The sequence below is a fragment of the Amycolatopsis benzoatilytica AK 16/65 genome, assembly GCF_000383915.1.
Lineage (GTDB): Bacteria > Actinomycetota > Actinomycetes > Mycobacteriales > Pseudonocardiaceae > Amycolatopsis > Amycolatopsis benzoatilytica.
Genome location: NZ_KB912942.1, coordinates 1,800,931 through 1,826,522 on the forward strand (window position 1 = coordinate 1,800,931; position 25,592 = coordinate 1,826,522).

Here is a 25,592-nt window from a genome sequence, read left to right on the forward strand (position 1 = left end):
GTGATCGGCGCATCGCGGTGATCGGGTCGACTGTCCGGGTGATCGCCCGATCACGGAAGTCGACGATTCCGGAGGACCGGCCGTGCCCATTCCACTTCCCGATGCCTTGGCCGTGCAGGCGAGCACCGCCGAGGGCAAGATTCGCGATCTGCGCCGGCCCGGGCGCTACCTGGTGAGCTCGGCGCTGGCCGGGGCGTACATCGGCGTCGCGGTGGTGCTGCTGCTCGCTGTGACCGGACCGCTGAACGCCGCGCAGTCGCCGTGGACGAAGCTGGTGCAGGGGCTGGTGTTCGGCATCGCGCTGACCGCGGTGGTGTTCGCCGGCGCGGAACTGTCCACCGGCAACATGATGACGATGGTCCAGGGCATGATCGCGCGTCGCCGCGGGGTCGGTGCCGGGCTCGCGGTGATTGCCGGTTCCTTCGTCGGGAACCTGGCCGGGTCGGCGGTGTTCGCGTGGCTGGTGCACGAAAGCGGGATCTTGCAGACCGGAGGGACGCCCGGGCACGCGGCGCCGGCGGCGGCGCTGCTGGCCGCGACGGTGAAGGCGAAAGCGGCCGAATCGGGCACGATGCTGTTCTTCCGCGGGGTGTTGTGCAACTTCCTGGTCTGCCTCGCGGTGTGGATGGCGGCCCGGACGAAATCGGACGGCGCGAAGCTCGCGCTGATCTTCTGGTGCCTGCTGGCCTTCATCGGCTCGGGCTTCGAGCATGTGGTCGCCAACATGACCGTCTTTTCGCTCGGCATGTTCGAGAACGTCCCCGGCGCCACCGCCGGTGTGTTCGTGACCAACCTGCTGGTGGTCGGGCTGGGCAACCTGGTCGGCGGCGGGCTGCTGGTCGGCGCCGGGTACGGGTTTCTCGGCAGGACCGGCGGCCCCGCGCTCGCCGGTGCTCCGGAGCCCGATGAGCGACTCGAACCGGCGCGCGCTTGACCGCGCGCCCGGACGCCGTGCGGCGACCGCCCAAATAGTGAGAGGGTGCAACAATTGATCTGTCAAACGGTCCTGCTTCGGCAAGGACGCGGCCTGGGCGGTCGTCGCGGCGCTGCCGGAGCGGTCCAAGCGTTACGGTGCGCAGGACCAGCTATGCCCAGCGCATTGCCGGTGCCGAGCCTGCTCGATGCCGTGGCCGCCGCCCGCACCGCTCGCTCGGTGTGAGAAACCCCGCAAGTATGTCCCTCACCAACTGTTGCATACTACAACAGTGGCGACGAGTAACCGGATAGGAAAACGCGGTCTGGTGGTGCCGGTGCGGCAGCCGCTGGGCCGGTGGGTGCGGGAGAGCCGGGCCGGGCTGGTGGGTCTCGCGGTGCTGATCGGTGCCGGGGCGGGGCTGGGTGCGGTGGTGTTCCGGTGGCTGATCACCACGTTCACGCACTTGTTCTCCGGGCAGGCGGACTATTCGGCGGCGGGCCGGGTGGCGCATCCGTGGCTGCCTGCGCTGGGCCCGTGGTTCCTGTTGCTGGCTCCGGTGCTGGCGGGGCTGGTGTACGGGCCGTTGGTGTACCGGTTCGCGCCGGAGGCGCGCGGGCACGGGGTGCCGGAGGTGATGTACGCGGTCGCGGAGCGGGGCGGGCGGATTCCGGTGCAGGTGAGCGTGGTGAAGGCGCTGGCGTCGGCGTTGACGATCGGGTCCGGCGGGTCGGTGGGGCGGGAAGGGCCGATCGTGCAGATCGGGTCGGCGCTGGGTTCGTCGCTGGGGCGGCTGGCGCGGTTGCCGGAGTCGCGGTTGCGGGTGCTGGTGGCGTGCGGTGCGGCGGGCGGGATCGCGGCGACGTTCAATGCGCCGCTGGCCGGGCCGTTCTTCGCGATGGAGCTGATCCTGCGGGATTTCGCAGCCGAGTCGTTCGGTGCGGTGGTGCTGGCGAGCGTGACGGCGAGCGTCGTCGGGCGGGCGGTGTTCGGCAACTCGGCGTTCCTGGCGTTGCCGCCGTTCACGCTGCGGAATCCGGTGGAGTACTTGCTGTTCGTGGTGCTGGGCCTGCTGGTCGGCGCGTGCGGGGTGCTGTTCACCCGGGTGCTGTACTGGATCGAGGATCTGTGCGACCGGCTGTGGCGGGGTCCGGAGTGGCTGCGCCCGGCGGTCGGCGGGGTGTTCCTGGGCGGGCTGCTGCTGGCCCTGCCGCAGATGTACGGGGTGGGCTATCCGGTGCTGCAGAACGCCGTCGAGGGCAAGTACGTGCTGGGTTTCCTGCTGGTGCTGATGGCCGGGAAGATCGTGGCGACCAGCCTGACGATCGGGATCGGCGGTTCCGGCGGGGTGTTCGCGCCGTCGTTGTTCATCGGCGCGATGGCGGGTACCGCGTTCGGGATCGTGGTGCACGCGTGGTTGCCGTCGCTGACGGCGTCGCCGGGGGTGTACGGGCTGATCGGGATGGGTGCGGCGTTCGCGGGGGCGGCGCGGGCCCCGATCACGGCGGTGATCGTGCTGTTCGAGCTGACCGGGCAGTACACGGTGATCCTGCCGATGCTGACGGCGATCGTGATCGCGACCGCGACCAGCCGGGTGCTGTCGCGGGACACGATCTACACGCTCAAACTCCGCCGCCGCGGCATCGACCTGGACAAGCATCCGTCCGCGCGGCGGTTGGCCGACACGGCGGTCTCGGCGGTCGTGGAGCCGCTGCCGGAGCCGTTGGCGGCCGGGCTGGGGCTGGCGTCGGCGGCCACCGCGCTGGCTGTCTCCGGGCACGGCATCCTGCCGGTGGTCGACGAGCGGGGCCGGTATCAGGGCTGTGTCACCGCGCGGGCGGTCGCCGAGGCGATGGCCGACGACCACGAGGGCCCGGTCGGCGACCTCGCGGAACTGCCCCCGCTGGTCACCAACGACGCCACGCTCGCCGACGCGTTGGAGGCGTTGACCCATGCTCCGGGCACAGGGTTGCCGGTGCTGTCCGGCAAGGACGAGCTGACCGGCTGGGTCACCCACCAAGCGGTGCTGACCGCGCTCAAACCGGCCGCGGGAGTCCGCTGAGCCCGGGCGGCGGCCGACCGCCGGCCGAGACCGTCAGTCCCAGACCATGTCGCCGGAGGAGAGCGACGCGGACGGCTCTCCGCCCGCGTTGGCGAAGGCGGTGAGCACGTCGACCAGGCCGCTGCGGGCCTGCGCGGGCATTTTCGCGACGATGTCGGCGATCTCCCGGCGGCGGCGGTTGGTCACCCGCCGGACGACGCGGGCGCCTTCGTCGGTCAGTTCGACGACGATCTCCCGGCGCGAGGACGGGCTGTGCTGGCGGGCGACCAGATCGATGCCGACCAGCCGGTCCACCATCCGGCTGGCGGTCGACGGGGTGACGCCGAGCAGGTCGGCGAGCAGGGCGTGTTTCATCGGGCCGCGCGAGTCGAGGATGACCAGAAGCCGGAACTGGGGAACGGTGACGAGGTCACCGGCCGCGGCGATCGACCGCGCCGACACGGCCACCAGGAGCCGGGACGCGGTGAGCACTGCCTCGGTGACCGCGTCGACGTCGGTGTTCGCCGCAGTGGTCGAAGGACGGGACATGCCTCCAGTCTGCCGCACCGCCGCGGTGCGGCGCAGCGAACCTCGGCGCTGGGGGACCGGCCGGCGCGATGCCGAGATAGCTTGACACAAGCATCTTAGGAGAAAGATACTTCCCGGCGACCCCGCCCGCCGAGGCGTCCGGTCTGGCGTCGCGGCGGGCCCGCGCGGTCCAGCCCGCCTCGCGGGTGGTCCGGACCGGAAGGAACTGGTGTGACCGTGCTGAGCGAAGACCGGCACCGCTCGCCGCTCGCCGCGTGGCTGGGCGTGGTGGCTCTGCTGGCGGTCGTGGCGATTTCCTACCTCGACCGGGTCAACGTGTCCGTGCTGATCACCGATCCCGTTTTCACGCGGCACTTCGGGATCGCGGGCAACCGCGCGGCGCAGGGCGCGCTGATGACGCTCTTCCTGGCCGGCTACGGGGTCGCGGCCATGCTGATTACGCCTTGGTACGAAGCGGTTTTCGGGGTGCGGCGCGGTTTGCTCGTCAGCCTGCTGTGCTGGGCGCTGTGCACTTTCGCGTCCCCGTACGCCGGCGGTGCGGTGCTGCTGCTGACGCTGCGGTTCCTGCTCGGTGCCAGCGAAGGCCCGCTGTTCTCGCTGAAAACCATGTACGTCAAGGATAATTTCGCCGAAGGCGAATGGGGAAAGCCCAACGCGGTGAGTTCGATGGGCGTGTCCCTCGGTACGGCGCTGGGCATTCCGGTGATCACCTTCGCTCTCGTGCGCTTCGGCTGGCACGGCTCCTTCCTTCTGCTCGCAGCGCTCAACCTCGTGGTCGGACTGCCGCTGGTCGCAGTGTTCGTCCGGGCCTCGCGCCGCCGCGCCGCCGTCCGGCAGCCGGCGTTGCGGCGGTTCACCGCCGCGCTGCGCACCCCCAAACTCGGCTGGATCCTGCTGATCGAGGTGGCCACGCTCGGGTACCTCTGGGGCAGCACTTCCTGGCTGCCGTCGTATTTGCTGCAGGCCCGGCACTTCTCGCTGGCGCAGATGAGCGCGCTGTCGGCGCTGCCGTTCGTGGTCAGCCTCGGGTCCGGTTTCCTCGGCGGGTACCTGATCGACCGGATGCCGGCCCGCCGGGCGCCGCTCGTGCTGGTGGTCGGCAGCATCGGCACGGCGCTGTGCGCGACGACCGTGACGCTCGCCGATTCGCGCTGGCTGGCCGCGGCGACCCTGATCCTGGCCAACGCGTTCTGGGGCCTGCAAGGACCAGCGATCCCGACCCTGGTGCAGCACTACGCGCCGGCCGGCACCGTGGGCAGCGCCTACGGCGTGATCAACGGAGTCGGGAATCTCGTGTCCGCGCTGCTTCCCACCTTGATGGGAATCGCTATCGCCGCGGGCGGCGATCACGGCTTCGCCGCCGGGTATGCCCTGCTCGCCGCGACTCAGCTGCTCACCCTGCTGGGAGCCGTGGTGCTGCTGCGCGGTCGCGGCCCGGCCAGGGGAGAACCCGCCGCGGCGGATCGGCCGGCCGTGCCGGAACAGTCCCATTAGGACGGACGCGCCGGCGAACACCGGATAGGCTCCGTCCGAACCCTGCCGGACAAGGAGCCGATGACGATGGACCCGGTCGATCAGGTCGTCGCGGACTGGGCGCGCCAGCGCCCGGATCTGGACGCCTCTCCGATCGCGATCTTCGGCCGGGTCCGGCGGATCGCCGATCTCGCGGCCGACGGCCTCCGTGGATTCCTGGTCCCCCACGGCCTGACTCCAGCGTCGTTCGACATTCTGTGCAACCTGCGCCGGGCCGGACCGCCCTACCGGAAGACTCCTTCGGAACTGGCCGCTTCGGCGCTGGTCACCTCCGGCGCCTTGACCGGGCGGCTGGACGCGCTCGCGCGCGACGGGCTGATCCGCCGCCGCGAACACCCGGCCGACCGCAGGGTCAGCTACGCCGAGCTGACCCCGGCCGGCCGCAAGCTCATCGACCGCGTCCTGGAAGGGCACCTCGACCGGGAAGAAGCGCTCCTCGCCGGCCTGGATCCAGCCGACCGCGAGGATGTGGAACGGGCGCTCGCCTTGCTGGAACGCGCCGTCCGGAAAGCTGGTCCGACTGCGTGACAGTCTGGTCGCCAGCCGGCGGCGCGGCCCGGCCTCCAAGGATCCGGCCACCGTCTTGATGCTGGTCCAACGGCTCCGCCAGCCGCAGGTCTCGACTGACGGAGCCTGGGCCCGGGTCTCCTGCGCGCCGAAAACCCCACCCTGACCGTCGGCTACCCATTCGCCCGGAAACTATCCGTCGCGCGGGCGACGGCGTGCCGGGGAAGAGCCCAGCCGGGGCCAAGGCCGCGCGCGGGCGCGCTCAGAGGTCGAGTTCGTGGTGCCGTTCGGTCAGCGTCTGGGCGAGTTCCACGAGTTTTACGTTGAGATCCTGCGACGTGCGGCGCAGGATGTCGAACGCCGCGTCGGCCGAGATCCCGCGGCGGTGCATCAGGATGCCCTTGGCCTGGCCGATGAGATCCCGGCTGTCGATGGCGCGCTGCAAGTGGACCGCTTTGAGCGCCGCCGCGGTGTGTCCGGCGGAACCGGCCAGGGCGAGCGAAGCGTGGGAAGCCAGGACGAGCGCGGCGTCGACGGCGCGACCGTCGAAGGCGTCGGTCCGGCGGCTGTAGAGGTTGATCGCGCCGGGCTGCAGGTCGGATTTGCGGTCCGGCAGCAGCGTGGCGGCCAAGAGGGAGCCGAACCCGAGCCGTCCGGCGCGCAGTCCGAATTCGGGGAACGCTTCCGACTTCGCGAGGTCGTTGGCCAGGGCGTGGCCCGGCCGTTCGTGCCGGGCGGCCTCCACGCACGGTCCCTCGCCGGTCTGGTACTGGATCCGGTCCAGTTCCTCGGCGGCCTCGTCGGTGGCGACCGGAGTGTGGAATCCGCCGTCGGCCGAGCGCAGGGTGATGCTGGCCAGATCCGCTTCCGGCACGATTCGCAGCGCCGCGGACACTACTCGCTCCATCGCCTCGTACAGGGAGTCCGCGTCCAGCAGCACCGCGCTGAGTGCGCCGAAGCGCTTCGCCAGCGGCCCGGCCAGGATCACCTCGCTGCGGGCCCAGTCGTCGCTGGCCGGTTCCGCGCAGAAGGCGAGCCGGTCGGCTTCCCAGTCTTCTTCGGGCTGCGTTGTGGCGTCAGTCACCGCGGCCGCCTCCTTCGATGCCATGCCAGTTGGCCGGCATCGCCAGACTCTACCGGCCAGCGAGGTCAAGGCTCGTGGTCCGGACATGTCGGTGGCCAGGACCGAGGTCCTGGCCACCGACATGTCCGCGGATCAGTCCTTCGTGCCCTTCACGGCGTCCTTGATCTTGTCACCCGCCTGCTTGAGGGCGCCCTTGGCCTGCTCGGCCTTCCCCTCGCCCTGCCACTGCTCGTTGCCGGTGGCGTTGCCGACCGCTTCCTTGGCCTTGCCCTTCATTTCCTCAGCCTTGTGCGCCGGGGTGTCGTTCATCTCGTCGCCCTCTCTCTTCTCAGATTTCGGCGCGCACTGACAAACCGCGCATAGTTCCGCTCGATACGGGGTTTCTTCGAGGGATTGAGCGCCGTTTTCTTTTCTTCGCGCGCTAACCGCTGCGTCTCCGGCCCGATTCGCGCCGGGGCCGGTCACGTGCTGGATACCCGTCTCCGGGAGGGCCCAAACAGCGCCGCCTAAACCGGTGGCGGCGTGCGGCCGCGAGGAATTCCGTTTTTGTGCGGCGTTGCGGCGGTGTGTGTGGACCGGCGTACACGTGGGTACTTACTCCGCGTCTGAGCACACCGAGACCAGCGCCGGCGGCGAGTTCGCTCGAAGCGGTGGGCGCGACGCGGGCCGAGGAGGAGGTCGGACATGAGTGTGGAGGAGTTGCAGCGCGCCAGCTCGCCCGCGAGGGCGGCTTCGCGGGCTGGCTCGGCGGGCCCGGTGGCGCGTCTGGATCTAGCGCTGAATCAGGATCTCGCGGCTTTGCGGCAAATTCGGGACGAGGCGGCGGCGTTCGTCCGACGCCATCTGCGGGGCGTTCGGGCCGATACGGTGGCGGATGTGCGCTTGGTGCTGCACGAAATGGCCAGTAACGCGATCCGTCACGCCTGCCCGCCTTTCGCGCTGATGCTGTTGCTGCGCGGAGATCGGATTCTGCTCGAGGTGTCCGACTCGAGTACGAACTTCGCGCGGCACCGGGACAGGTACTGGGCAGGAGGCGGCGGGTTGGTCCTGATCGACGCGATCGCGGAACGATGGGGGCAGCGGCCCCGGGCCGGAGGGAAAACGGTGTGGGCTGAGGTGGCTCTGCGCTGAGGCGCCGGCGGGCCCGAAGCGATGTCCGGCTTGAATGCGGCAGTGCTCAAGGTCCGGTTCGCGGTGCGGGCTCGCGGTGGTAGCTGTGCATGGTTTCCGCCGCTTCGGCGAGAAACCGCAGCACGGTCGCGGCCTCGTCGTCCTCGAGCCGGCGGATGACGTCGGTGAGCGCGTCGAGCATCGGGGCCAGCTGAGCGCGGACCTCGGCGCGGCCGTGCGCGGTCGGCGTCAGGATGACCCGCCGCCGGTCCTCCGGGTCGGGTTCGCGGACCAGGTGCCCGGCCGCGACCAGCCGGTCCACCAGGACCGCCGCGGACGCCGAGCGGATGCCCAGCCGGTCGCCGAGTTCCACCGTGCCGATCGGGGCGCTGACCGAGGACAGGTGGTCCAGTGCCTGCACGTCGGTCACCCGCAGGCCGAGGCCGTGCGCCAGTTGTGCCTGCATCTCCCGGCCCGCCTGCAGCACCCGGCGCAGTTCGAGGCCGATCGCGCGCCCGGTCCGTTCGTCTGCCACCTGTCGGATGGTAGCTAGAAAACCTACCGGTGTGTAGAGTGGGCCAAGTGACTAGAATTTCTAGCGAAATAGTCTCGGGGTCGCTGGCCGCTTGGCTCGACGCGCGCCAGTGCGGCCGTCTGCGGATCGGCCTGGCATGAGCGGCGGTCCCTCGCGGTGCGTGATCGTCGGCGGCGGTCCGGGCGGCATGCTGCTGGCCTACCTGCTGGCGCGGGCCGGCGCGGCGGTCACCGTGCTGGAATCGCACCGGGACTTCGACCGCGATTTCCGGGGCGATTCGCTGCACCCGTACACCCTCGAGCTGCTCGACCAGCTCGGCCTGGCCGACGAGCTGCTGCGGCTTCCGCACGAGCGGGCCCGCTATTTCCGGTTCCACACGCCGTCCGGGCCGATCACCACCGCCGACTACGGGAAACTGCCCGGCCGGTTCCCGTTCGTGGCGCTGATGCCGCAGGCCCGGTTCCTCGATTTCCTCGCCGCCCAGGTGCGGCGGCTGCCCGCCGCGCAGGTGCGCACCGGCTGCAAAGTCACCGGCTTGCTGCACGATTCCGGCGGCCGGGTCCGCGGGGTTCGCTACCGGGACGAGTCCGGAAGCCGCGATCTGCCCGCCGACGTCGTGATCGGCGCAGACGGGCGGTTCTCCCGGGTGCGCCGGGCCGCCGGGCTGACCGCGGAATCCCTGGGCGCGAGCACCGACCTGCTGTGGTTCCGTCTCCCGCGCAACCCGTCCGATCCGCCGGACGCGGATGTCGATCTGTTCTTCGGCCGCGACCACTATGTCGGGCTGCTGACCGGCATCGCGGGCTGGCAGATCGGCTACAGCCTGCCGAAAGGCGGATACCCGGCCGCCCGGGAAGCCGGGGTGGCGCCTATCCGCGCGACGGTGGCGGAATTGGTGCCGTGGCTGGCCGACCGGGTGCCGCTGCTGACCGACTTCGCGCAGACCACGTTGCTGTCGGTGGACATCTCCCGGGTCCCGCAGTGGTGGAAACCCGGGCTGCTGCTGATCGGCGACGCGGCCCACGTCATCTCCCCGGTCGGCGGCAACGGCATCCTGATGGCGGTCCAGGACGCGGTGGCCGCCGCGCGGCATCTCGCCCCGGCAGCGCGCGCCGGCGGCCCGCTGCCCGATCACGTACTGGCCGCGGTCCAAGCCGAGCGCGAACCGGCGGTCCGCCAGGTTCAGGCCGCGCAAGTGCGCACCGAAAAGCGTGCCGCGGCCGCCCGCGAGACCGGACGGCCGATCGTTCCGGCCGGGTTGCTCAAGATCGTCACGATGCTGCCGGGTATCCGTCGCCGAGCCGCCAAAGCGAACGCATACGGACCGGTCCCTCCGGCACTCGCCCCGGAGATCTTGCACCGCGCGGAGACAGGAGGTCACGACAGTGCCGGCTACTGATCTGCGGGCTGCCACGGACGAGCTGCTGGACGTCCTCGCCGACCGCAGCGTGCTGATCGGCTACAGCAGGCTCGGCTACCGGCTGCGCAGCCGTACTTGGCCCGCCGACGACCCGGCACCCGGTTCGCTGGCCGGGCGGACAGCCGTCGTCACCGGGGCCAGTTCCGGGCTGGGGCAGGCCACCGCCGAGCGGCTGGCTTCGTTGGGCGCCCGGGTCGTTTTGCTGGTGCGCAACGAAGAGCGGGGACTCCGTACCCGCGAAGCCATCCGGCGCGCCGTGCCAGAGTCCACAGTGGACATCGAATGGTGCGACGTGGCGGACCTGCTCGACGTGGACCGGTGCGCGGCGCGCATGGCGGCCCGCTTTCCGGTGCTCGACGTGCTGGTGCACAACGCGGGGGTGCTGCCCGCTGAGCGCGCGGAGACCGCGCAGGGCCACGAACTGACCTTGGCCACGCACGTCCTCGGCCCGCTGCGGCTCACCGAACGGCTTCGCCCGGCGCTGGCCGCGAGCCGGGACGCGCGGGTGATCTGGATGTCGTCCGGCGGGATGTACACCCAGCCGCTCCCCGAAGACCTCGAGTACCGCGACGGCCGCTACCGCGGGGCAGTCGCGTATTCCCGCACCAAGCGTCTGCAGGTCGCGTTCGCCGGAGTGCTCGCGCGCCGCTTCGCCGCGGACGGGATCGGCGTGCACACCGTGCATCCAGGCTGGGCCGACACCCCCGGCGTGGCCGAGTCCCTGCCTGGCTTCCATCGGCTGCTCGGAGCGCTGCTGCGCACTCCGGCCGAAGGCGCGGACACCGCGGTCTGGCTCGCCGCGACGGCACCCGCCCCAGAGCCCGGCCGGTTCTGGCACGACCGCCGTCCGCGGCCGGTCTACTACCTGCCCTGGCAGCACGACGATCCGGACCGCCTCCGGCGAGCCTGGGACCGCTGCGCTGCCGCGGCGGGCCTGTCCGGCGACGGTCCGCGATCCTGAGCATCCGGCTCCTCTTTTCCCTCGGCAGCAAGGAGAATCCATGCGGTGCGTGGTGTTCGGCGCCACCGGGTACATCGGCGGCAGGCTCGTCCCGGCCTGTTGGAGGCAGGGCACCAGGTCCGGGTCGTCGCGCGCAGCCCGGCCAAACTCGCCGACGTGCCGTGGCGCGGTCCGGTCGAGGTGGTGCGCGGCGACGTCACCGACCCGGCCGAGGTCGCCGCGGCGCTGGACGGGCAGGAAGTCGCCTACTACCTCGTGCACGCCCTGCACCGGCCGGATTTCGTAGCGGTCGACCGGGCCGCCGCGCACACCGTGGCGGACGCCGCTCGCGAGGCCGGGCTGTCCCGGCTGGTGTACCTCGGCGGGATCACCCCGGCCGGCGACGAGCCGCTGTCGGACCACCTGGCCTCCCGTGCCGAAGTCGGCCGGATCCTGCTCGGCTCCGGCGTGCCGACCTGCGTCCTGCAAGCCGCGGTGATCATCGGGTCCGGCTCCGCGAGCTTCGAAATGCTGCGCTACCTCACCGAACGGCTGCCGGTGATGATCACCCCGCGCTGGGTGCGCAACCGGATCCAGCCCATCGCCGTCCGCGACGTCGTGCACTACCTGACCCGCGCCGCCACGCTCCCGGAGGAGGTGCACGGCGCGTTCGACATCGCCGGTCCCGACGTGCTGACCTACCTGGAGATGATGCGCCGCTACGCCGTCGTGGCCCAGCTGCCCCGGCGGTTCGTGCTGCCGGTGCCGGTGCTGACGCCCTGGCTGTCGGCCCAATGGGTCAACTTCGTCACCCCGGTCCCGCGCAGCATCGCGGTCCCGCTCATCGAGTCGCTGGTGCACGAGGTGATCCGCCGCGACGACCGCATCGACGCCTGGATTCCGCCGCCGCCGGACGGACCGCTGCACTACGAGCGCGCTCTCGAACTCGCGCTCGCCCGCGTCCGCGACGCGGACGTGCCGACCCGCTGGTCGGACGCCGCCTGGCCGGCCGCGCCCTCGGATCCGCTGCCCACCGACCCCGAATGGTCGGGCGGCACTCTCTATCGCGACGTGCGCGAGCACCCCACCGCCGCGGACCCGGAAACGCTCTGGCAGGTCATCGAAGCCATCGGCGGCGAACACGGCTGGTATTCGTTCCCGCTGGCCTGGACGGTGCGCGGCTGGGCGGACCGGCTCGTCGGCGGAGTGGGCCTGCGCCGCGGCCGCCGCGACCCGCGCCGGCTGCACGCGGGCGAAGCGCTCGACTGGTGGCGCGTGGAGACGCTGGACCGCCCCCGGCGGCTGCGCCTGCGCGCGGAAATGAAGCTTCCCGGCCGGGCCTGGCTCGACCTCATCGCCGAACCGGACGGGACCGGCGGTGCCCGCTACCGTCAGATCGCCCTGTTCGAACCGCACGGATTCGCCGGGCACCTCTACTGGAAGGCCATCGCGCCGTTCCACGACGTCGTGTTCGGCGGGATGGCCCGCAACATCACCGGCGCCGCCGAACAGCAGTCGAAATCCGGCGCTGCCCAGCCGTGAGCGCCGGCCGCTCGTCGAGTGGCCGGCGGCGGTGCGAATCAGGAGCAGCTCTCCGGACGGGATCGGCCACGACGCGCTGGACGGCGATCGCGGCGAGGGCGATGTCGACGGAGACGAGTTGCGGCACCGGAATGCTTTCGACGTCGCGTATCCACCTGGCGAACAGAGCGTCGAGCGTGGTGTCGGTGTCCATTGGCCACCCTGCCTTTCCCCGCTTGAGTCGGCGTCCTGGGCTGCTCGTTACGAGGCGCGACCGGGCGCGCTCCGGCCCGCAGGGGAGAAGGACACGTCGCGCGTCGGGAACCTCAGCGGCGGCCGGACCGGCGCCATGGCCAGCCCGCGAACCGGGAGGTGGCGGCCCGCGCGGCTCGCAGGCGCTCCGTCCGGAGGGTCGTGACCTCTGGCAGGTCCAGTGGTTCCAGCGGAGTGCCGAGTGCCCAGCCGAGCAGCAGGTCCGCGAACGCCGGGTTGCGCGCCAGCACTGGGCCGTGCAAGTAGGTCGCGGCGATTCGGCCGGCGACGGCCCCGTCGGTGCCGTCGCCGTTGCCGACTCCCGCGGTGACCGTCCCGAGCGGCCGGCAGCCCGGGCCGAGACGGGTGCTGCCGCGGTGGTTCTCGAACCCGGTGAGAGTTTCGAGCCGGGCGCACGCGGGCGGTTCGACGACGATCTCGCCGACCGCGCGCCGTTCGGCCGGCGCCGAGGTCAGGTCCAGCAGCTCGAGCCCAGGGTGCCGGCATCCCCCGACAGCGGTGAAGTCCGTGCCGAGCAGTTGCAGGCCGGCGCAGACTCCGAGCACGGTCGCGCCGCGGGCCGCCGCCCGGTGCAGACCGCCGTCGGCCAGGAGGTGCTTCGCCGCGAGTTCCTGCGGGTCGTCTTCGCCGCCGCCGAGCAGGTAGACGTCCAAGGAGGCCGGCACGGGCGTCCGGTGGTCGATCGAGGTGACCTCGGCGGGGATCCCGCGCCAGCGGAGTCGCTGGGCGAGTACGACCGCGTTCCCGCCGTCGCCATAGGTGCCGAGGATGTCCGGCAGAACGAGTCCGATGCGGACAGTCGATTCGCTCATTCCGGCCAGCACCTCGGAGAAGCAGACTGCGGCGTGCTTGCTCCCGTCACGTTGCGTCGTTCACGGTAGCCGCTGAGGAAACGCGCGGTAAAGGACAGGCTAGCTCAGCCGATGCCCCGCCGCTCGCATTTCCCGGTCGCGCCGAGCCTGTGCCAGCGCGCTGCGTCGTCGGGTACGGAAGGACGCGGCTCGCGATCACGGCTGCGCGCTGTAGCCGAGAATTTCTTCCGGCGACAGCGCGTTGCGCACCAGCATGGTCGCGATGGTGCTGATTTTCTGCTGTTCGCGGCGGCAGTAGCCGCGCAGCAGTTCGAACGCCTCGTCGACGGAAAGCTGGCTGGCTTGCGAGAGCAGGCCCTTGGCCTGCTCGATGACGACTCGGGTGCTGAGCGCGGTCTGCAGCTGGGCGGTCAGCCGCCGGCATTCGCGGATCTCGCGTTCGTGCACGATTCCGATGGCGGCGATATCGGTCAAGGCGCGGGCCTCGTACAGTTCCTCCGGCGGCAAAGTGGTGGTATCGCGGCCGAACAGGGTGAGCACGCCGACGGCGTGTTCTCTCAGCCGAAGCGGGAACGCGTACACCGACTGGAATCCTTCGGCGAGTGCTTCCGCGGTGAACAGCGGCCACTTCGCCGCAGTGTGCCTCAGGTCGTCCACGCGGATCGGCGCACCCAAGTGGTGGGCCTCGACCGACGGTCCGTGCTCGCTGTGCTGCTGCAGAAGGTCGAGTCGCCGGGCACCGGCGTCGGAGGCGGCAGCCGCGGTGAGCAGCCCGTTGCGGCCGGCCAGCATCAGGGCGGCCGCCGAGGTGCTGAACAACGTCGCGCACGCCGCGGCCAGGTAGTCGAGCCTGGCCGCCGCGTCGTAGTCGTCGGCCAGCGTGTCGGCCATGTCGATCAGTACGCGCAACAGCGGAGGCGGCTCGCGTGGCGGTGTTTCGAGAGTCGGCCGTCGGTTACTCCTCATGATTCCTGCCCCTCGCCTCAGTGTGCGGTCCTCCGGATTCGCCCGACGGGGTGATCCGCCTTTCCGGTCTGAAATCCTCCGTGCTGTGCTTCGCCTCGCCACGGAAGAATCGTTCCGCGGCAATGTTTCGCTACCCGAAGTTGTCCGTTCTGCGCTGATCGGCCGCTGTGGCGGTCCGCCGTCCGGGCAGGCGGACCCCGGACGGTTTCGCGGCGGGCGGCGATGCTGTTCATGCCTCTATCCGGTTCAGCCGCCAGGCGGTCAGGCCGATTGTCAGCACCAGCAGCGCGGCCATCACGGCGACCGCGCCGGTGTCCCAGCCGAGGCCGAGCCAGGGGCCGCGGAGCGCACGGGCCGCGTAGGTCAGCGGGACGGCGTCGGCCAGCCGGGCGAGCGTCGCGGGCAGGACCTCCTTGGGCGGTCCAGCGCCGCCGAGCATCATGAAGACGAAGAACAGCAGAACGCCGAGGCCCTGTGCGGCGCGTGCGGTCCGGAGCAGGATGCCCAGCAAGACGCCGAGCGCGGCGAACGCGATGCTGACGAGCAGGAACGCGAGGACGGTGCCGGGCCAGTCGTGCGGGAGGGCCCCGCCGTAGCCGGTGGCGGACAGAACCGCGATCAGGATCGCGCCGGTCACGCCCATCAGGAGAGCCACGAACACGTGCGCGGCCAGCAGCGCCGCCGTCGGAAGCGGGGAAGCTCGGAACCGGCGCAGTACGCCGCGCTCGCGGTAGGCGGCGAGGTGGACCGAGACCGACAGCACCCCGGCAGTGGCCGCGACGAGCGCGACGTAGGTGGGGGTGTAGAAGTCGATGGGGCCGAGCCCGTTGTAGACCCCGGCGCTGGTGCGATTGCCGAACACGCCGTTGAGCACGTAGAGCACGATGACCGGCAGGATCAGCACGAACAGCACGGTCAACGGCTCGCGGAAGAACAGCTTCAGCTCCACCCAGCAGAGTTCTCGCAGGCCGCGCATCGCTCACCTCGCAACCGGATCGGACCCGGCCGCGGCGGACACGCCGGTCAGCGCCAGGTAGGCGTCTTCGAGGGACGGGAGCTCTACTCGCAGGTCAGGCGGTGCGATGCCGTGCTCGACGAGGGAGTGCGCGACATGCGCCAGCAGCGCTCCGTCGCCGGTGACGCGCACCCGGTCGCCGTCCAGCGCGACCTCCCGAACGCCCGCGACGCAGTGGAGAAAACCCAGGCCGGCGGCCGGTGGCCGGCTGAACCGGACGACGGTGCCGCGAGTCTGGCCGGCCACCAGCTCGGCTGGGGTGCCGGTGGAGACGACTCGGCCCGCGGACAGCACCGCGACCCGGTCGCAGAGCCGCGCCGCCTCGTCCATGAAGTGGGTTACGAGCAGCACAGTGGCGCCCTGCTCGCGGACGGCGGCGACGAGATCCCACGCGACGCGGCGGGCGGCCGGGTCCAGCCCGGTGGTCATCTCGTCGAGGACGACCAGCCGCGGGCCGTTGACCAACGCCAGCGCCACGAACAGCCGCTGCCGCTGCCCGCCGGACAGGTCGCCGAACGCAGTGTTCCGACAGGACTCGAGACCCCATTCGGCGAGCAGCCGCTGCCACGGCGGGCCGTCCGGCGACAGCACGGAGAACAGTTTCAGCGCTTCCCGCACCTTGAGCCGTTCGGGCAGCGCCGAATCCTGCAGCTGGCTCCCGACCAGCCGGCGCACCGCGCCCGGCTCCCGGCGCGGATCGCGGCCGAAGACGTCGATGCCGCCGCCGTCTGCCCGGCGCAGTCCCTGGATGCATTCGACGGTGGTCGTTTTGCCCGAGCCGTTCGGTCCGAGCAAGCCGAAGATCTCGCCGGCCTGGACGCCGAACGACACGTCGGCGACGGCGGCCGTCTGACCGTAGCGCTTGTGCAGTCCGGAGACGCGGACGGCGAGGTCGGTCATGCCGCCTCCACGGCGGCCGGACCGAGAATCGAGGGGCGGCCGCGCTTGCGGGCCAGCAGTTCGAGCACGACCAGGACAATGCCGTGCACCGTGACCAGCGTGCTGATGACCGCGGCGAGGGCGCCCTCGGCGGCCTGGGTGCCGCCGACGGTGTTGTACACGCCGTGCCACACGACCACCAGCAGGATGCTGCCGCCGGAACGGTTGTACAGCCAGGTCAGCACCACCGCGCCGGCGGCGAGGCCCAGGAACATGCCGACGTAGGAGGCTGGACCGAAGTCGCGGTAGGTGGCGACGACGAAGAATTGCGGCAGGTGCCACAGGAACCACAGCGGGGCCAAGATCAGCGACGCGGTCAGGGCGCTGAACCGGCGCTGCAGGCGCGGCAGGGCGAAACCGCGCCAGCCGGTCTCCTCGCCGAGGCTGCCGACGAACGTGATCAGCAGCGCGACGCCGACCAGGCCGAGGGCGGGGGTTCCGCTGAAGAGCGCGAAATCGCCGGGGGCGGGCGCTGGCCGGTCGCCAGCAGCCCGGCCAGGGCGAGGGCGAGGAACGCGAGCGGGCTCAGCCCGACCAGCCACCAGCGCGGCGCGACGCGCCAGCGCGTTATCCGGGACCACAGATCGCGCAGTCCGGACCGGCCGGTCGTCCAGGCGGTGACCGCGATCGCGGCGATGGCCGGGCCGAGCAGCGCCGGGTAGTGCGTCGGCCAGCCTTGGCCGCGCTGGACGACCTGGTGGGTCAGTGCCTGGGGAATCGTCCAGGACCAGCTCAGTGCATAGGCGAGCAGGAAGAATCCGGCCAGTGCCTGCGCGTTCCGTGCGGAGCGGGTCGGCTCACGGGTCTGCCGCATTGCGGCCTCCCGCCGCTGGCACCGGTCGCGGACCCTCGGCGGGCCGCGGCGACCCGAGCTGCCAGAGGGCGACGGCGATCCAGATCAGCCAGACGAACAACAGCACGCCGTAGGCCGCGTAAGCCCAGCCGAGCACCGGCCGGAGGACTTCGGCCACGATCCCGACCACGCCCGTCGCCACGCCGAGCCAGGCCAGCTTGGCGGAGAACGTTCCGCGCACCATCAGCAGAGAGATCAGCAGCACGCCGATGGTCTGCAGCACCCCGATGACGGCCGGGACGTCGTTGAGCGCGATGAGGACTTCGGCCGCGGCGGCGAAGGGCGCTCGCGCGGCAGAGGTTGCCGCCTCGGAGTATTTGTCGCTGAGCAGGACCAGCGCGAGCGATCCGTCGCCGGTCGTCGGCCAGGCGAGCGACAGCGCCCAGGACGCGACCGAGATCAGGCCGGCGATCGCCGCGACGGACTTGCCGCGGTGGCGCAGGGCCACTGCGAGCGCGAGGAAAACGACCATCAGGAACAGGCCCGGGCCCAGCCACAGCAACTGGCGAACGAGGTAGATCGTGCGGTGCGCGTTGATGTATTCGAGCATCCGCGCGCCGTCCGAGACGGGCGGCGCTGCGGTGACGGAGAAGATGACCAATGCGGTTCCGTAGAGCAGCACAGCCAGTCCCGCGCAGACGCCCCCAATGCGGTAGAGAGAACGCCAGGCCTGGTCGTCGTCCGGCGACCGGGCGGGTCGAGTTCTCGGAGTCGGCACAATTCTGCCCTCCCCAGGCTGCCGAATCGTTGCTGGTTCCCAGTTTTCGTTCTTCCCTCGTGCACTGTCCTTTCCGGGCGCATCGGCGACGGTCCGGAACCGGACGGGCGCCGAGCCGGTGGGCGGCGCGAGGGACGAGCCGCCTGCCACCGTCGCTCGCGCACCTCGACTGCCGATAGGGACCTCCTGCCCGCAGTGGGGTGTCCGAGGTCTCTGCTTGGAGCGGGTTCCCGGCGCGAAGCAGCGACCGGACCTGGGCGCGCGAGCGGCGGCAGTGAGGACCTTCGGCTCTTCCGGCGCCGAGCGGGCGCGGCGCACGCTGCGAGGATTCTGGGAGGTGGCAGATGAGGCTGCTGGTGGCAGTGGCGAGCCGGCACGGCAGCACGCGGCAGATCGCCGAGGAGATCGGCCGTTCGGCCGCGCGTGCCTCGTTGTTGCTGGGGGAGTTCGCCGACGTGGAGGTCCGGCCGCCGGCGCAGGCCGGAGCTCTGGCGGGCTACGACGCGGTCATCCTGGGCAGCGCTGTCTACAATGGACGGTGGCTGGACGAGGCCCGGCGGCTGGCCGAGTCCGAACGCGTCGTGCTCGCGCGGTTGCCGGTGTGGCTGCTCTCGTGCGGGTTGCCCGGCACTTCAGCGGGCGAAGCGATCGCCCCCGCCGAGGCCGCGCGCCTGGAAAATCTGGTCCGATCCCACGAACACCGGGTGTTCCGGGGCAAACTCGACTGGCACGGGCTCGATCCCGGTGAACGCGAGCACGCGGTGAAGCTCCGCCTCGGCTGCGGCGACCAGCGCGACTGGGCGGACATCCGCAACTGGGCCTACACCGTGATCGGCGCGCTGCACGCGGCCGAAACGGCGGTGCCGGACCGGCTGGCCGGCTGACCCGGCCCAGCTCACCAGCGGACGCTCAGGACCAGCAGGACGACGAACAGAGCGACGACGGCGACGATGCCGACCGCGTCGCGGTAGGCCTGCCACCGGGTCACCAACGGACCCCCGGAACCGGCGTTCTGCCAGCCGCCGCAGACCCGGCAGGGCGTCGCGGGCAAGCGGACGCGGACACTGCGGCTGGCAAGCCCGGCGGCGGGGAAGAGGTCGCGGATGCCGCGCGACGGCGGACCCAGGCCGTGGACGTAGAGAGCGGTCCGTCCGGGGTCGAGAAGAGCGGTGTCGTGGGCGAGGAGCGCGGTCACTATCTGGGCCGCGCAGAGGACCGTGAGCTGGATGTCGAGTCGCGCGCCGCGTACCGCCCGCATCGCCGGCGTGGCATTGCGAAACGGGAAAGCGCAGGCGTAACAGGGTCCGCGCCGGTCGGGGGCGACCCACAGGATTTCGCCGACCTCGGCGTCGCGCACGCGTGGATCCACCCACACCGCCGGGTAGACGGCCGGAGTGCCGGCCGCGACCGCGACCTCGTTCACGCGTTGCTGGCAGCGTGGGGAGTCGGTGGCCGCGACGACGACGTCGGCCTGTTCGACGAGCCGGAGCTGTTCGGCACGGCCCAGCCGGAGGAAGTTCGCGTGGATGCCCGCGGCGTGGCACAGCGGGAAATCGCGGCGGATCCGTTCGGCCAGCGCGGGTGCCTTCGGCCGTCCGAGATCCGGCGCGCCGAGCGGGTGCCGGATCAGGTTCTCGACTTCGAGCACGTCGGGATCGAGCAGCCAGAGCGGGTCGCAGCCGGCCCGGGCGAGCTCTTCGGCGAGGAACCCGCCGACCGCGCCGGTGCCGACGACCAGGACCGCGCCCGCGCGCCGCTCGTAGCGGGCGAAAACGCGGTCCGGCGGAAGGTCGGTCAATCGAAGGTCCGGTCCGCCACCGGAACGGTCTTGCGTCGGCGGAAACGCTTCCGGCCTTCGGTGCGGTCTTGCTCCAGACGGCCGTTGCCGGGGTCAAGGGTCCACTCGGCGCCGGGGTCTTGCGCGGGCGTCTCGGCGAGGGCCGGGTCTGGACGGTGCGTTGTGACGGTCACGGGTTCTCCTCCCTGCCGGGGGATTGGGCACCTACGGTCGCAAGGCCTTCGGTCCCTCGGATAGGGCCGAAGGTCACCGCGCCGGTGGTCGCGCTCAGCCGCGCAGTTACGCGTGGTGCGGGACGCTTCCGCAGGGACTGCGGTCGAGGGCCGCCCAGCCGGTGCTCGCGCGGAACGGCAGACCGAGCCGGAATCTGGCGGACAGTGCGGCCTCGGCCAGCCTCGCCCCCGCGCGCCAGAACGCGCCGGTGCCGACGCGGTAGCGGGCGGACGACTCGTCCACGCGGCCCGGGCCGCCGTCGGCGACGAGCGGAACCTCGGCGAAGGCGGCGTCGTCGAGCATGTCCAGCACGTGCCGGACGACCGGGGCGGGACGGGCCGGCGGCGGCGTCCCGTGCAGCTCCGCCGCGATCGCGCCGGCGACCGCGTCTGCCTGGAGCATGGCCAGGAAACCCAGTTTGAGCGGGAAATCCCCGGCGTCGCCGGGTGCGTGCACCTCCGGGTGCCCGGTCACCGCGCAGGTGTCCGGAGCGCAACGCAGGAATCTTCGGTCGTCGTGCGGCAACTCGGCGCAGCCGAGGGCAGCGACCTGCGGCGGGAACGTGGCGAGCACGTCGAATTCCCGCCCGGAGCCGTCGGCGAACCCGACGGTGCGTTCGTGCGCCTCGGTCAGCGTCGTCTCGGTGCGGCCCTCGATTCCGCGCGCTGCGAACTGGCCGGCGATCAGTGCGTGCATTTTGGGGCCGAAAGCCTCGACGAAAGACCGCTCGCAGGTGTCGAAGGCGAGCTCCACGCGGTCCCGGAGCTGACGGCGGCGCAGCCAGGTGTCGAGCATCAGCGCGATCTCGTAGAGCGGGACGGTGCAGTGGTTGCCCGGCGGCACGGCGAAGAGAACGCGCTGCAAGCGGCCGTGCCGGGCGTCTTGGGCGGCCCGGCGCAGATCCGCGCCGAGCTGGTGCAGCGCCCCGGGAGCGGCGATCGAGCGCGCGTGCTCGGCGAGCCCGGCGATCTCCTCCGGGCGGGTCGCGGCCCCGGTCGCGATCACGAGCTTGTCGTAGGCCATCCGGCCGCGGGACGTGTGCACCTGGCCGCGGCCGGGGTCGATCCCCTCGACGGTGGCGATCACGGCCCCGATCCCGCGCCGGCGGAACGCGCCGGCGAGCGGAACGTGCAGCGGCGCTTCGGCGGCTCCGAACGGCAGCCGGACGGTGCCCGGGCGGGCCAGGAAATCGTCGCGGTCGGATACGACGGTGATGCCCACGGCGTCCTCTCCCGCCCTGGCCCGGAGCCGGAACGCCGTTTCGAGGCCGGCGAAACCGCTGCCGAGAACGATGACCTCGGTGGCCGCCATGAGCTCTCCCTCCCGTCGCCTCGCCCACCCTGCGCCGGACCGGACCGCGGGAGGCAGGGACGTTGGCAGGCAGGCCCGGGGACCTTCGTCCTCCCGTCGGGAACGCCGCGCTCAGCCGTTCCCGAGAGAGGAGACCGGGTGCGGCAGCGGTTCGCCGGGCCCGCGCTCCCGCGCGGCCGCCCGGACGGGTTCCGGTGCCGTCAGCCGGTATTCCGGCATCGCCGGGAACTCTCCCGGCCGGTGGGTGGCGACGAGCGCGGACCGGTCGCGGGTCGCGGCGAGCAGGTCGGCGGCGAGCGCCTGCGCGGTCGGCGCGTCGAGATGAGCGGTCGGTTCGTCGAGCACCATGATCGGCCGGGCGGACAGCAGGGCGCGGGCCACGCCGATGCGCTGGCGTTCCCCGCCGGAGACGGGCGTGCCGTGCGTGCCGAGCGCGGTGTCCAGGCCGTCGGGCAGGCTGGCGGACCACCGGCCTAGCTGGGACAGCGCCAGGGCGGCCTGGATCTCGTCGTCGGAGGCGTCCGGCCGGGCGAGGCGCAGGTTTTCGCGCAAGGTGCTGTCGAACAGGTGGGTGTCCGGGCCGCACCAGGCGATCTGGGCACGCACTGAGTCGCTGTCGTAGCTGCGGGTGTCGGCGCCGTCGAGCAGGATCCGGCCGGACGACGGGTCGAGGTATCGCATCAGAGCGGCGATGACGGTGCTTTTGCCCGCGCCGGACGGTCCGGTGAGGGCGAGCCGCAACCGGTGGCCGATAGCGAGATCTACGTCCTGCACCGCGTCGCGGGACGTGCCGGGCCAGCGAACGGAAAGCTTCGACGCGACCAGTTCCTCGGCCGCCGGGGCGCACCGCGGACTGGCCGGTTCGGATTGCGGCGCCGGCGTCGCGTCCAGCCGGGCGAGCCGGTGCGCCGCGGCACCGGCGCCAAGAAGCCGTTGCGCGGCATCGGGAAGGCCGGTCACGAGTTCGGCGGCGGCCAGCGGCGTCAGGGCCAGTACGGCGAGGGCGGGGCCGGAGATCGCGCCCGCGTGGACGGCCAGGACGCCGAGCGCCAGACAAACTACCGAGGTGAGACCCACTCCCAGTACAGCGAGTCCGCTGCCGAGACCGCGGCGCGCGGCCGACCGGCGCGCCGCGGCAGTCGCGCGGCGGTCCAGCTCGCGCAGTTCCGCGTGTCGTGCCCCGGCTGCGTCGAAAGCGATGAGGTCGGCCGATGCCTGCAGCAACTCGACCGTGCGAGCGCTGAGGTCAGTGCGCAGCCGTGCGGCCGCTCGTTCGGTACGCCGGGCAGCGACAGCGGTCACCGCGGGCGCCACTATCGCGGCGAGCGCCAGGCCCAGTGCGGCGGCGGCACCGGCCGAAGGCAGAAGGAGACCGAGCGTCACGGCTGTGCCGCCGAGCACGGCGACGGTCGACACTCCCGGGACCAGACCGCGCACAACGAGGTCCTGCTGACTGTCCACATCGGAAATCAGCCGGTGCAGCAGCTCGCCGCGCCGCTGCCGTGCGGTTACCGCCGGACCGATCCGGACCAGCTGGCTCCATACCCGCACCCGCAGTTCGGTCAGCATGCGCAGCGCGACGTCGTGCGTCAGCAGCCGTTCGACATAGCGGAGAACTCCCTTGGCGAGACCAAACGTGCGCACCGCGACGATCGCGACCATCAGGCTCAGCACCGGCGGGTGCAGCGCGGCACTCGCGATCAGCCACGACGAGGTCGCGGTGAGCGCGACCCCGCAGCCGAGCGCGGCGGTCGCGACGAGGCAGGCGGACGCCAATCGGAGCCGATGCGGGCGCAGGGCTTCCCGCAACGGCCGCCAGATCCCTGGCGAACTGTCGGCGGCGGGCTCCGCGACGGTCGTGCTCGGAGGCGGCGCGGCCGGGGGAGCGGCAGGCGCCGCCACCGGTTCGGCGGTTGGCCCGGAAACGGTGACCACCCGATCGCACAAGGCCAGCACGGCTGGATGATGGGTGACCACGACCGCGGTCCGCCCGGCCAAAACCTGGGGAAGGCGATGAAGAATCGCCGCCTCCGTCGCGGCGTCGACGCCTTCGGTGGGTTCGTCGAGCAGCACCAGCGGCCGGTCGAGCAGGATCGCGCGCGCCAAGGCGACGCGGCGGATCTGTCCGGTGGACAGTCCGGCGCCGAGTTCGCCGACTTCGACGCTGAGCGGAACGTCGAGGGCGGCCGCGGCGGAAGCGGCCCGAACCGCGGCTTCGGTCGCGTTCGGCGAGCCCAGCCGGACGTTGTCGGCGACCGTGCCGGCGACCAGGCGCGGTTGCTGAGGAACCCAAGCGATGCGGTGTCGCCACGCTTCGTGATCGAGGTCGGCCAAGTCGACGTCGCCCACGCGGACCTGCCCGCGGTCCGGGGTTCGCCACCCGAGCAGCAAGTCCAGGAGCGTCGACTTGCCCGCGCCGCTCGGGCCGACGACGCCGACGACCTGCCCGGGCCGCACCACCAGCGAAAAGCCGTCGAGAATCGCACCGGAACGTCCGGTCACCGTGACGTTCTCCAGCTGCAGCAGATTCGGTGTCGCGCCGGGCAGCACGCCGGATACTCGGCTGGCAGGTGCCTCGCCGGTCAGTTCGACGATCTCCTCGGCGGCGGCCAGCCCTTCCGCGCTGTCGTGGAAGCGGGCGCCGACCGCGCGCAGCGGCAGATACACCTCGGGCGCGAGGATCAGCACGACGAGCGCGGTCCGCAGGTCGAGGTCCCCGGCGAGCAGCCGCAAGCCGATCGACACCGCGACCACCGCGACCGACAGCGTGGCGAGCAGTTCGAGGGCGAGCGCGGAAAGGAACGCCACTCGCAGCGTCCGCATGGTCTGCACCCGGTACCGCTCGGTGATCTCCCGCAACGTTTTCCGCTGCGCCCGCGCGCGGCCGAACGCGGTGAGCACCGACAGGCCGGCGACGAGATCAAGGAAATGGTCGCCCAGAACGGAAAGCGTGCGCCACTGCCGCCGGACGTCGCGCTGGGTGAACAGCCCGATGAGGATCATGAAGGCCGGGATGAGCGGCACCGTGAGCGCGACGATCAGTGCCGCGGTCCAGTCGGCGAAGAGGATCCTGGCTCCCACCACCGCCGGCACGATCGCGGCGACGAGCAGTTGCGGCAGGTAACGGGCGAAGTACCCGTCGAGCCGGTCCACCCCTCGGGTCGCGAGCGTGGCCACCTCGGCGGGCGACCGCGTCGCCGAGCGCGGCCCGGCGCGCAGCGCGGCCCCCACGACCGCGTCGCGCAGCTGCGACAACGCCCGTGCCGACGCCCGGTGCGCAGTCGTTTCGGAAAGCCAGGCGACTCCGGCTCGCGCAAGCACCACGCCAGCCAGCGCAACGACCGGCAGCACGAGCGCGGAGAGCGCGGCACCGTCGAGAAAAGCTCGCGAAATGCTGTACGCCAGCAGTTCCGCTTGAGCCAGCACGAGCACCGCCGTCAGCCCGCCGAACGCGGCGCAGCCGAGGATGAACGGCCGTACCGCGCTGGCGAGCCGCAGCAGCCGCGGGTCCAGGGGCCGCATCAGTGCGTGCCCGGCAGCCCGGCGTCGGCCGGAATGCTGTGCCGTCCGACTCGCTTGCGGAAGACCCAGTAGGTCCAGGTCTGGTAAACGAGCACGATCGGGGTGAACGCCACCGCGACCCAGGACATGATCTGCAGCGTGTAGTGGGTCGAGGAGGCGTTGGTGGTGGTGAGGCTGAACGCGGAGTCGGTGGTGGAGGGCAGCACCGCCGGGTAGAGCGACCAGAACAGCGTCGCGGTGGTCCCGACGATCGCCAGCGCGGTGCAGAGGAACGCGAGCCCGTCGCGTCCGGTCGTCCCGAGCAGAATCCCCGCCGCGAGCAGGGCGGCCGCGGCGGCGGCGAAAACCCAGGTCCACCCGCCGTGGTCGAGTGCGGTCCAGACGAGGAAACCGCCTCCGCACAGGACCGCCGCACCGCCGAGCGGTGCGATCAGCGCCTGCGCCCGGTCGCGCACCGTGCCGCTGGTCTTGAGCGCGAGGAAAACCGTGCCGTGCAAGGTGAACACGGTGAGCGTTGCGAGCCCGCCGAGCAGCGCGTAGGGGTTGAGCAGGGTGAAGAAGGTGCCGGTGAAGTGGTGCTGGGCATCGAGCGGGACACCGTGCACGATGTTGCCGAACGCGACGCCCCACAGCAGCGCCGGCAGCGCGGACCCGACCGTGATCACCCAGTCCCAGGTATTGCGCCAGCGCGGGCTGTCGATCTTGCCTCGGAACTCGAAGGCCACGCCGCGCCCGATGAGCGCCACCAGGATCACCAGCAGCGCGAGGTAGAACCCGGAGAACAGGCTCGCGTACCAGAGCGGGAAGGCGGCGAAGGTCGCACCGCCCGCTACGAGCAGCCACACCTCGTTGCCGTCCCAGACCGGGCCGATCGTGTTGATCAGCACCCGGCGGTCGGTGTTGTCGCGGCCGAGGACGCGCAGCAGCACGCCGACGCCGAAGTCGAATCCTTCGAGGACGAAATAGCCGGTCCACAGGACCGCGATGAGCAGGAACCAGAGGTCGGTGAGGGCCATGTC

25 protein-coding genes and 1 pseudogene are annotated in these 25,592 nt (G+C 71.7%); 9 read left to right on the forward strand and 17 right to left on the reverse strand.

The features are described from left to right. Window positions 1–82 precede the first annotated feature (82 nt). Window positions 83–934 (forward strand): formate/nitrite transporter family protein, encoded by an 852-nt coding sequence (locus tag AMYBE_RS0108530; protein ID WP_027927488.1) that lies wholly within the window; start codon window positions 83–85, stop codon window positions 932–934. 271 nt (window positions 935–1,205) lie between these two features. Continuing rightward, complete coding sequence (locus AMYBE_RS0108535) at window positions 1,206–2,975, forward strand: chloride channel protein (protein WP_245573163.1); 1,770 nt, start codon at window positions 1,206–1,208, stop codon at window positions 2,973–2,975. Window positions 2,976–3,008: 33 nt separating this feature from the next. On the opposite strand, the gene AMYBE_RS0108540 is transcribed toward AMYBE_RS0108535, so the two are convergent. After that, window positions 3,009–3,503: a MarR family winged helix-turn-helix transcriptional regulator gene (locus tag AMYBE_RS0108540; protein ID WP_020658946.1), complete on the reverse strand. Its 495-nt coding sequence runs from the start codon at window positions 3,501–3,503 to the stop codon at window positions 3,009–3,011. A gap of 210 nt (window positions 3,504–3,713) precedes the next feature. On the opposite strand from AMYBE_RS0108540, the gene AMYBE_RS0108545 reads away from it, so the two are divergent. Together AMYBE_RS0108545 and AMYBE_RS0108550 are read left to right on the forward strand one after the other, a co-directional pair. Beyond that, a complete protein-coding gene (locus AMYBE_RS0108545) occupies window positions 3,714–4,997 on the forward strand; it encodes an MFS transporter (RefSeq protein WP_020658947.1) in 1,284 nt (427 codons plus the stop codon). A gap of 60 nt (window positions 4,998–5,057) precedes the next feature. Continuing rightward, a complete protein-coding gene (locus AMYBE_RS0108550) occupies window positions 5,058–5,564 on the forward strand; it encodes a MarR family winged helix-turn-helix transcriptional regulator (RefSeq protein WP_020658948.1) in 507 nt (168 codons plus the stop codon). 241 nt (window positions 5,565–5,805) lie between these two features. Here AMYBE_RS0108550 and AMYBE_RS0108555 read toward each other — a convergent pair whose 3' ends face one another. Continuing rightward, the gene (locus AMYBE_RS0108555; protein WP_020658949.1) at window positions 5,806–6,651 is read right to left on the reverse strand and encodes a GAF and ANTAR domain-containing protein; all 846 of its coding nucleotides are present in this window, start codon (window positions 6,649–6,651) and stop codon (window positions 5,806–5,808) included. Window positions 6,652–6,759: 108 nt separating this feature from the next. Next, the gene (locus AMYBE_RS41130) at window positions 6,760–6,936 is read right to left on the reverse strand and encodes a CsbD family protein (protein ID WP_020658950.1); all 177 of its coding nucleotides are present in this window, start codon (window positions 6,934–6,936) and stop codon (window positions 6,760–6,762) included. A 375-nt stretch (window positions 6,937–7,311) separates the two neighbouring features. Between AMYBE_RS41130 and AMYBE_RS0108565 the strand changes: the two genes are divergently transcribed. Next, the gene (locus tag AMYBE_RS0108565) at window positions 7,312–7,758 is read left to right on the forward strand and encodes an ATP-binding protein (protein ID WP_020658951.1); all 447 of its coding nucleotides are present in this window, start codon (window positions 7,312–7,314) and stop codon (window positions 7,756–7,758) included. A 46-nt stretch (window positions 7,759–7,804) separates the two neighbouring features. Here AMYBE_RS0108565 and AMYBE_RS0108570 read toward each other — a convergent pair whose 3' ends face one another. Further along, window positions 7,805–8,272 carry a MarR family winged helix-turn-helix transcriptional regulator gene (locus AMYBE_RS0108570; protein ID WP_020658952.1) on the reverse strand — a complete coding sequence of 156 codons (468 nt, stop codon included), beginning with the start codon at window positions 8,270–8,272 and terminating at the stop codon, window positions 7,805–7,807. 136 nt (window positions 8,273–8,408) lie between these two features. Between AMYBE_RS0108570 and AMYBE_RS0108575 the strand changes: the two genes are divergently transcribed. From AMYBE_RS0108575 to AMYBE_RS41135, 3 genes and pseudogenes are all read left to right on the forward strand, one after another. Next, window positions 8,409–9,671, forward strand: a complete 1,263-nt coding sequence (locus AMYBE_RS0108575) for an FAD-dependent oxidoreductase (RefSeq protein ID WP_020658953.1) — start codon at window positions 8,409–8,411, stop codon at window positions 9,669–9,671. Beyond that, complete coding sequence (locus AMYBE_RS0108580; protein ID WP_020658954.1) at window positions 9,658–10,653, forward strand: SDR family NAD(P)-dependent oxidoreductase; 996 nt, start codon at window positions 9,658–9,660, stop codon at window positions 10,651–10,653. Before AMYBE_RS0108575 ends, AMYBE_RS0108580 begins: the two co-directional genes overlap by 14 nt. Before the next feature lie 40 nt (window positions 10,654–10,693). Beyond that, a pseudogene (locus AMYBE_RS41135) lies at window positions 10,694–12,174 on the forward strand (SDR family oxidoreductase). Here AMYBE_RS41135 and AMYBE_RS44685 read toward each other — a convergent pair. The 8 genes from AMYBE_RS44685 to AMYBE_RS0108620 form a co-directional block, all read right to left on the reverse strand. After that, a complete protein-coding gene (locus AMYBE_RS44685; protein ID WP_154676147.1) occupies window positions 12,125–12,367 on the reverse strand; it encodes a hypothetical protein in 243 nt (80 codons plus the stop codon). The pseudogene AMYBE_RS41135 and the gene AMYBE_RS44685 sit on opposite strands and share 50 nt — an antisense overlap. A gap of 112 nt (window positions 12,368–12,479) precedes the next feature. Next, a complete protein-coding gene (locus AMYBE_RS0108590; protein WP_020658956.1) occupies window positions 12,480–13,238 on the reverse strand; it encodes a type 1 glutamine amidotransferase in 759 nt (252 codons plus the stop codon). Window positions 13,239–13,433: 195 nt separating this feature from the next. Continuing rightward, on the reverse strand, window positions 13,434–14,204 hold the full coding sequence (locus tag AMYBE_RS0108595; RefSeq protein ID WP_051124654.1) for a GAF and ANTAR domain-containing protein: 771 nt from the start codon (window positions 14,202–14,204) through the stop codon (window positions 13,434–13,436). A 229-nt stretch (window positions 14,205–14,433) separates the two neighbouring features. Further along, entirely contained in the window at window positions 14,434–15,180 is a 747-nt protein-coding gene (locus tag AMYBE_RS0108600; protein ID WP_020658958.1) for an ABC transporter permease, read from the reverse strand. A 3-nt stretch (window positions 15,181–15,183) separates the two neighbouring features. Beyond that, a complete protein-coding gene (locus AMYBE_RS0108605; RefSeq protein WP_020658959.1) occupies window positions 15,184–16,119 on the reverse strand; it encodes an ABC transporter ATP-binding protein in 936 nt (311 codons plus the stop codon). Continuing rightward, the gene (locus tag AMYBE_RS43825) at window positions 16,116–16,580 is read right to left on the reverse strand and encodes a CPBP family intramembrane glutamic endopeptidase (protein WP_245573368.1); all 465 of its coding nucleotides are present in this window, start codon (window positions 16,578–16,580) and stop codon (window positions 16,116–16,118) included. Before AMYBE_RS43825 ends, AMYBE_RS0108605 begins: the two co-directional genes overlap by 4 nt. Continuing rightward, entirely contained in the window at window positions 16,559–16,972 is a 414-nt protein-coding gene (locus AMYBE_RS46050; protein WP_020658961.1) for a hypothetical protein, read from the reverse strand. Before AMYBE_RS46050 ends, AMYBE_RS43825 begins: the two co-directional genes overlap by 22 nt. Continuing rightward, the gene (locus AMYBE_RS0108620) at window positions 16,956–17,633 is read right to left on the reverse strand and encodes a cytochrome c-type biogenesis protein (protein WP_020658962.1); all 678 of its coding nucleotides are present in this window, start codon (window positions 17,631–17,633) and stop codon (window positions 16,956–16,958) included. Before AMYBE_RS0108620 ends, AMYBE_RS46050 begins: the two co-directional genes overlap by 17 nt. 440 nt (window positions 17,634–18,073) lie before the next feature. Here AMYBE_RS0108620 and AMYBE_RS0108625 point away from each other — a divergent pair, with 440 nt between their 5' ends. Next, window positions 18,074–18,613: a flavodoxin domain-containing protein gene (locus tag AMYBE_RS0108625; protein WP_020658963.1), complete on the forward strand. Its 540-nt coding sequence runs from the start codon at window positions 18,074–18,076 to the stop codon at window positions 18,611–18,613. 11 nt (window positions 18,614–18,624) lie between these two features. Here AMYBE_RS0108625 and AMYBE_RS0108630 read toward each other — a convergent pair whose 3' ends face one another. The 5 genes from AMYBE_RS0108630 to cydB form a co-directional block, all read right to left on the reverse strand. After that, on the reverse strand, window positions 18,625–19,527 hold the full coding sequence (locus AMYBE_RS0108630) for a HesA/MoeB/ThiF family protein (RefSeq protein ID WP_020658964.1): 903 nt from the start codon (window positions 19,525–19,527) through the stop codon (window positions 18,625–18,627). Continuing rightward, the gene (locus tag AMYBE_RS44690) at window positions 19,524–19,700 is read right to left on the reverse strand and encodes a hypothetical protein (RefSeq protein ID WP_020658965.1); all 177 of its coding nucleotides are present in this window, start codon (window positions 19,698–19,700) and stop codon (window positions 19,524–19,526) included. Before AMYBE_RS44690 ends, AMYBE_RS0108630 begins: the two co-directional genes overlap by 4 nt. Window positions 19,701–19,806: 106 nt before the next feature. Further along, on the reverse strand, window positions 19,807–21,051 hold the full coding sequence (locus tag AMYBE_RS0108640; RefSeq protein ID WP_020658966.1) for an NAD(P)/FAD-dependent oxidoreductase: 1,245 nt from the start codon (window positions 21,049–21,051) through the stop codon (window positions 19,807–19,809). Between the two features lie 111 nt (window positions 21,052–21,162). After that, complete coding sequence (gene cydD, locus AMYBE_RS0108645; RefSeq protein WP_020658967.1) at window positions 21,163–24,573, reverse strand: thiol reductant ABC exporter subunit CydD; 3,411 nt, start codon at window positions 24,571–24,573, stop codon at window positions 21,163–21,165. Next, window positions 24,573–25,589 carry a cytochrome d ubiquinol oxidase subunit II gene (cydB, locus tag AMYBE_RS0108650; RefSeq protein WP_020658968.1) on the reverse strand — a complete coding sequence of 339 codons (1,017 nt, stop codon included), beginning with the start codon at window positions 25,587–25,589 and terminating at the stop codon, window positions 24,573–24,575. The genes cydD and cydB overlap by 1 nt, the downstream gene beginning before the upstream one ends. Window positions 25,590–25,592: the final 3 nt, after the last annotated feature.

Coding starts and splice junctions, on each gene's coding strand:
- AMYBE_RS0108540 (WP_020658946.1), bottom strand. CDS start 3,503: ATGTCCCGTCCTTCGACCACTGCGGCGAACACCGACGTCGACGCGGTC.
- AMYBE_RS0108550 (WP_020658948.1), top strand. CDS start 5,058: ATGACGATGGACCCGGTCGATCAGGTCGTCGCGGACTGGGCGCGCCAG.
- AMYBE_RS0108555 (WP_020658949.1), bottom strand. CDS start 6,651: ATGGCATCGAAGGAGGCGGCCGCGGTGACTGACGCCACAACGCAGCCC.
- AMYBE_RS41130 (WP_020658950.1), bottom strand. CDS start 6,936: ATGAACGACACCCCGGCGCACAAGGCTGAGGAAATGAAGGGCAAGGCC.
- AMYBE_RS0108565 (WP_020658951.1), top strand. CDS start 7,312: ATGAGTGTGGAGGAGTTGCAGCGCGCCAGCTCGCCCGCGAGGGCGGCT.
- AMYBE_RS0108575 (WP_020658953.1), top strand. CDS start 8,409: ATGAGCGGCGGTCCCTCGCGGTGCGTGATCGTCGGCGGCGGTCCGGGC.
- AMYBE_RS44685 (WP_154676147.1), bottom strand. CDS start 12,367: ATGGACACCGACACCACGCTCGACGCTCTGTTCGCCAGGTGGATACGC.
- AMYBE_RS0108590 (WP_020658956.1), bottom strand. CDS start 13,238: ATGAGCGAATCGACTGTCCGCATCGGACTCGTTCTGCCGGACATCCTC.
- AMYBE_RS0108595 (WP_051124654.1), bottom strand. CDS start 14,204: ATGAGGAGTAACCGACGGCCGACTCTCGAAACACCGCCACGCGAGCCG.
- AMYBE_RS0108600 (WP_020658958.1), bottom strand. CDS start 15,180: ATGCGCGGCCTGCGAGAACTCTGCTGGGTGGAGCTGAAGCTGTTCTTC.
- AMYBE_RS0108605 (WP_020658959.1), bottom strand. CDS start 16,119: ATGACCGACCTCGCCGTCCGCGTCTCCGGACTGCACAAGCGCTACGGT.
- AMYBE_RS46050 (WP_020658961.1), bottom strand. CDS start 16,972: ATGCGGCAGACCCGTGAGCCGACCCGCTCCGCACGGAACGCGCAGGCA.
- AMYBE_RS0108625 (WP_020658963.1), top strand. CDS start 18,074: ATGAGGCTGCTGGTGGCAGTGGCGAGCCGGCACGGCAGCACGCGGCAG.
- AMYBE_RS0108640 (WP_020658966.1), bottom strand. CDS start 21,051: ATGGCGGCCACCGAGGTCATCGTTCTCGGCAGCGGTTTCGCCGGCCTC.
- cydD (WP_020658967.1), bottom strand. CDS start 24,573: ATGCGGCCCCTGGACCCGCGGCTGCTGCGGCTCGCCAGCGCGGTACGG.
- cydB (WP_020658968.1), bottom strand. CDS start 25,589: ATGGCCCTCACCGACCTCTGGTTCCTGCTCATCGCGGTCCTGTGGACC.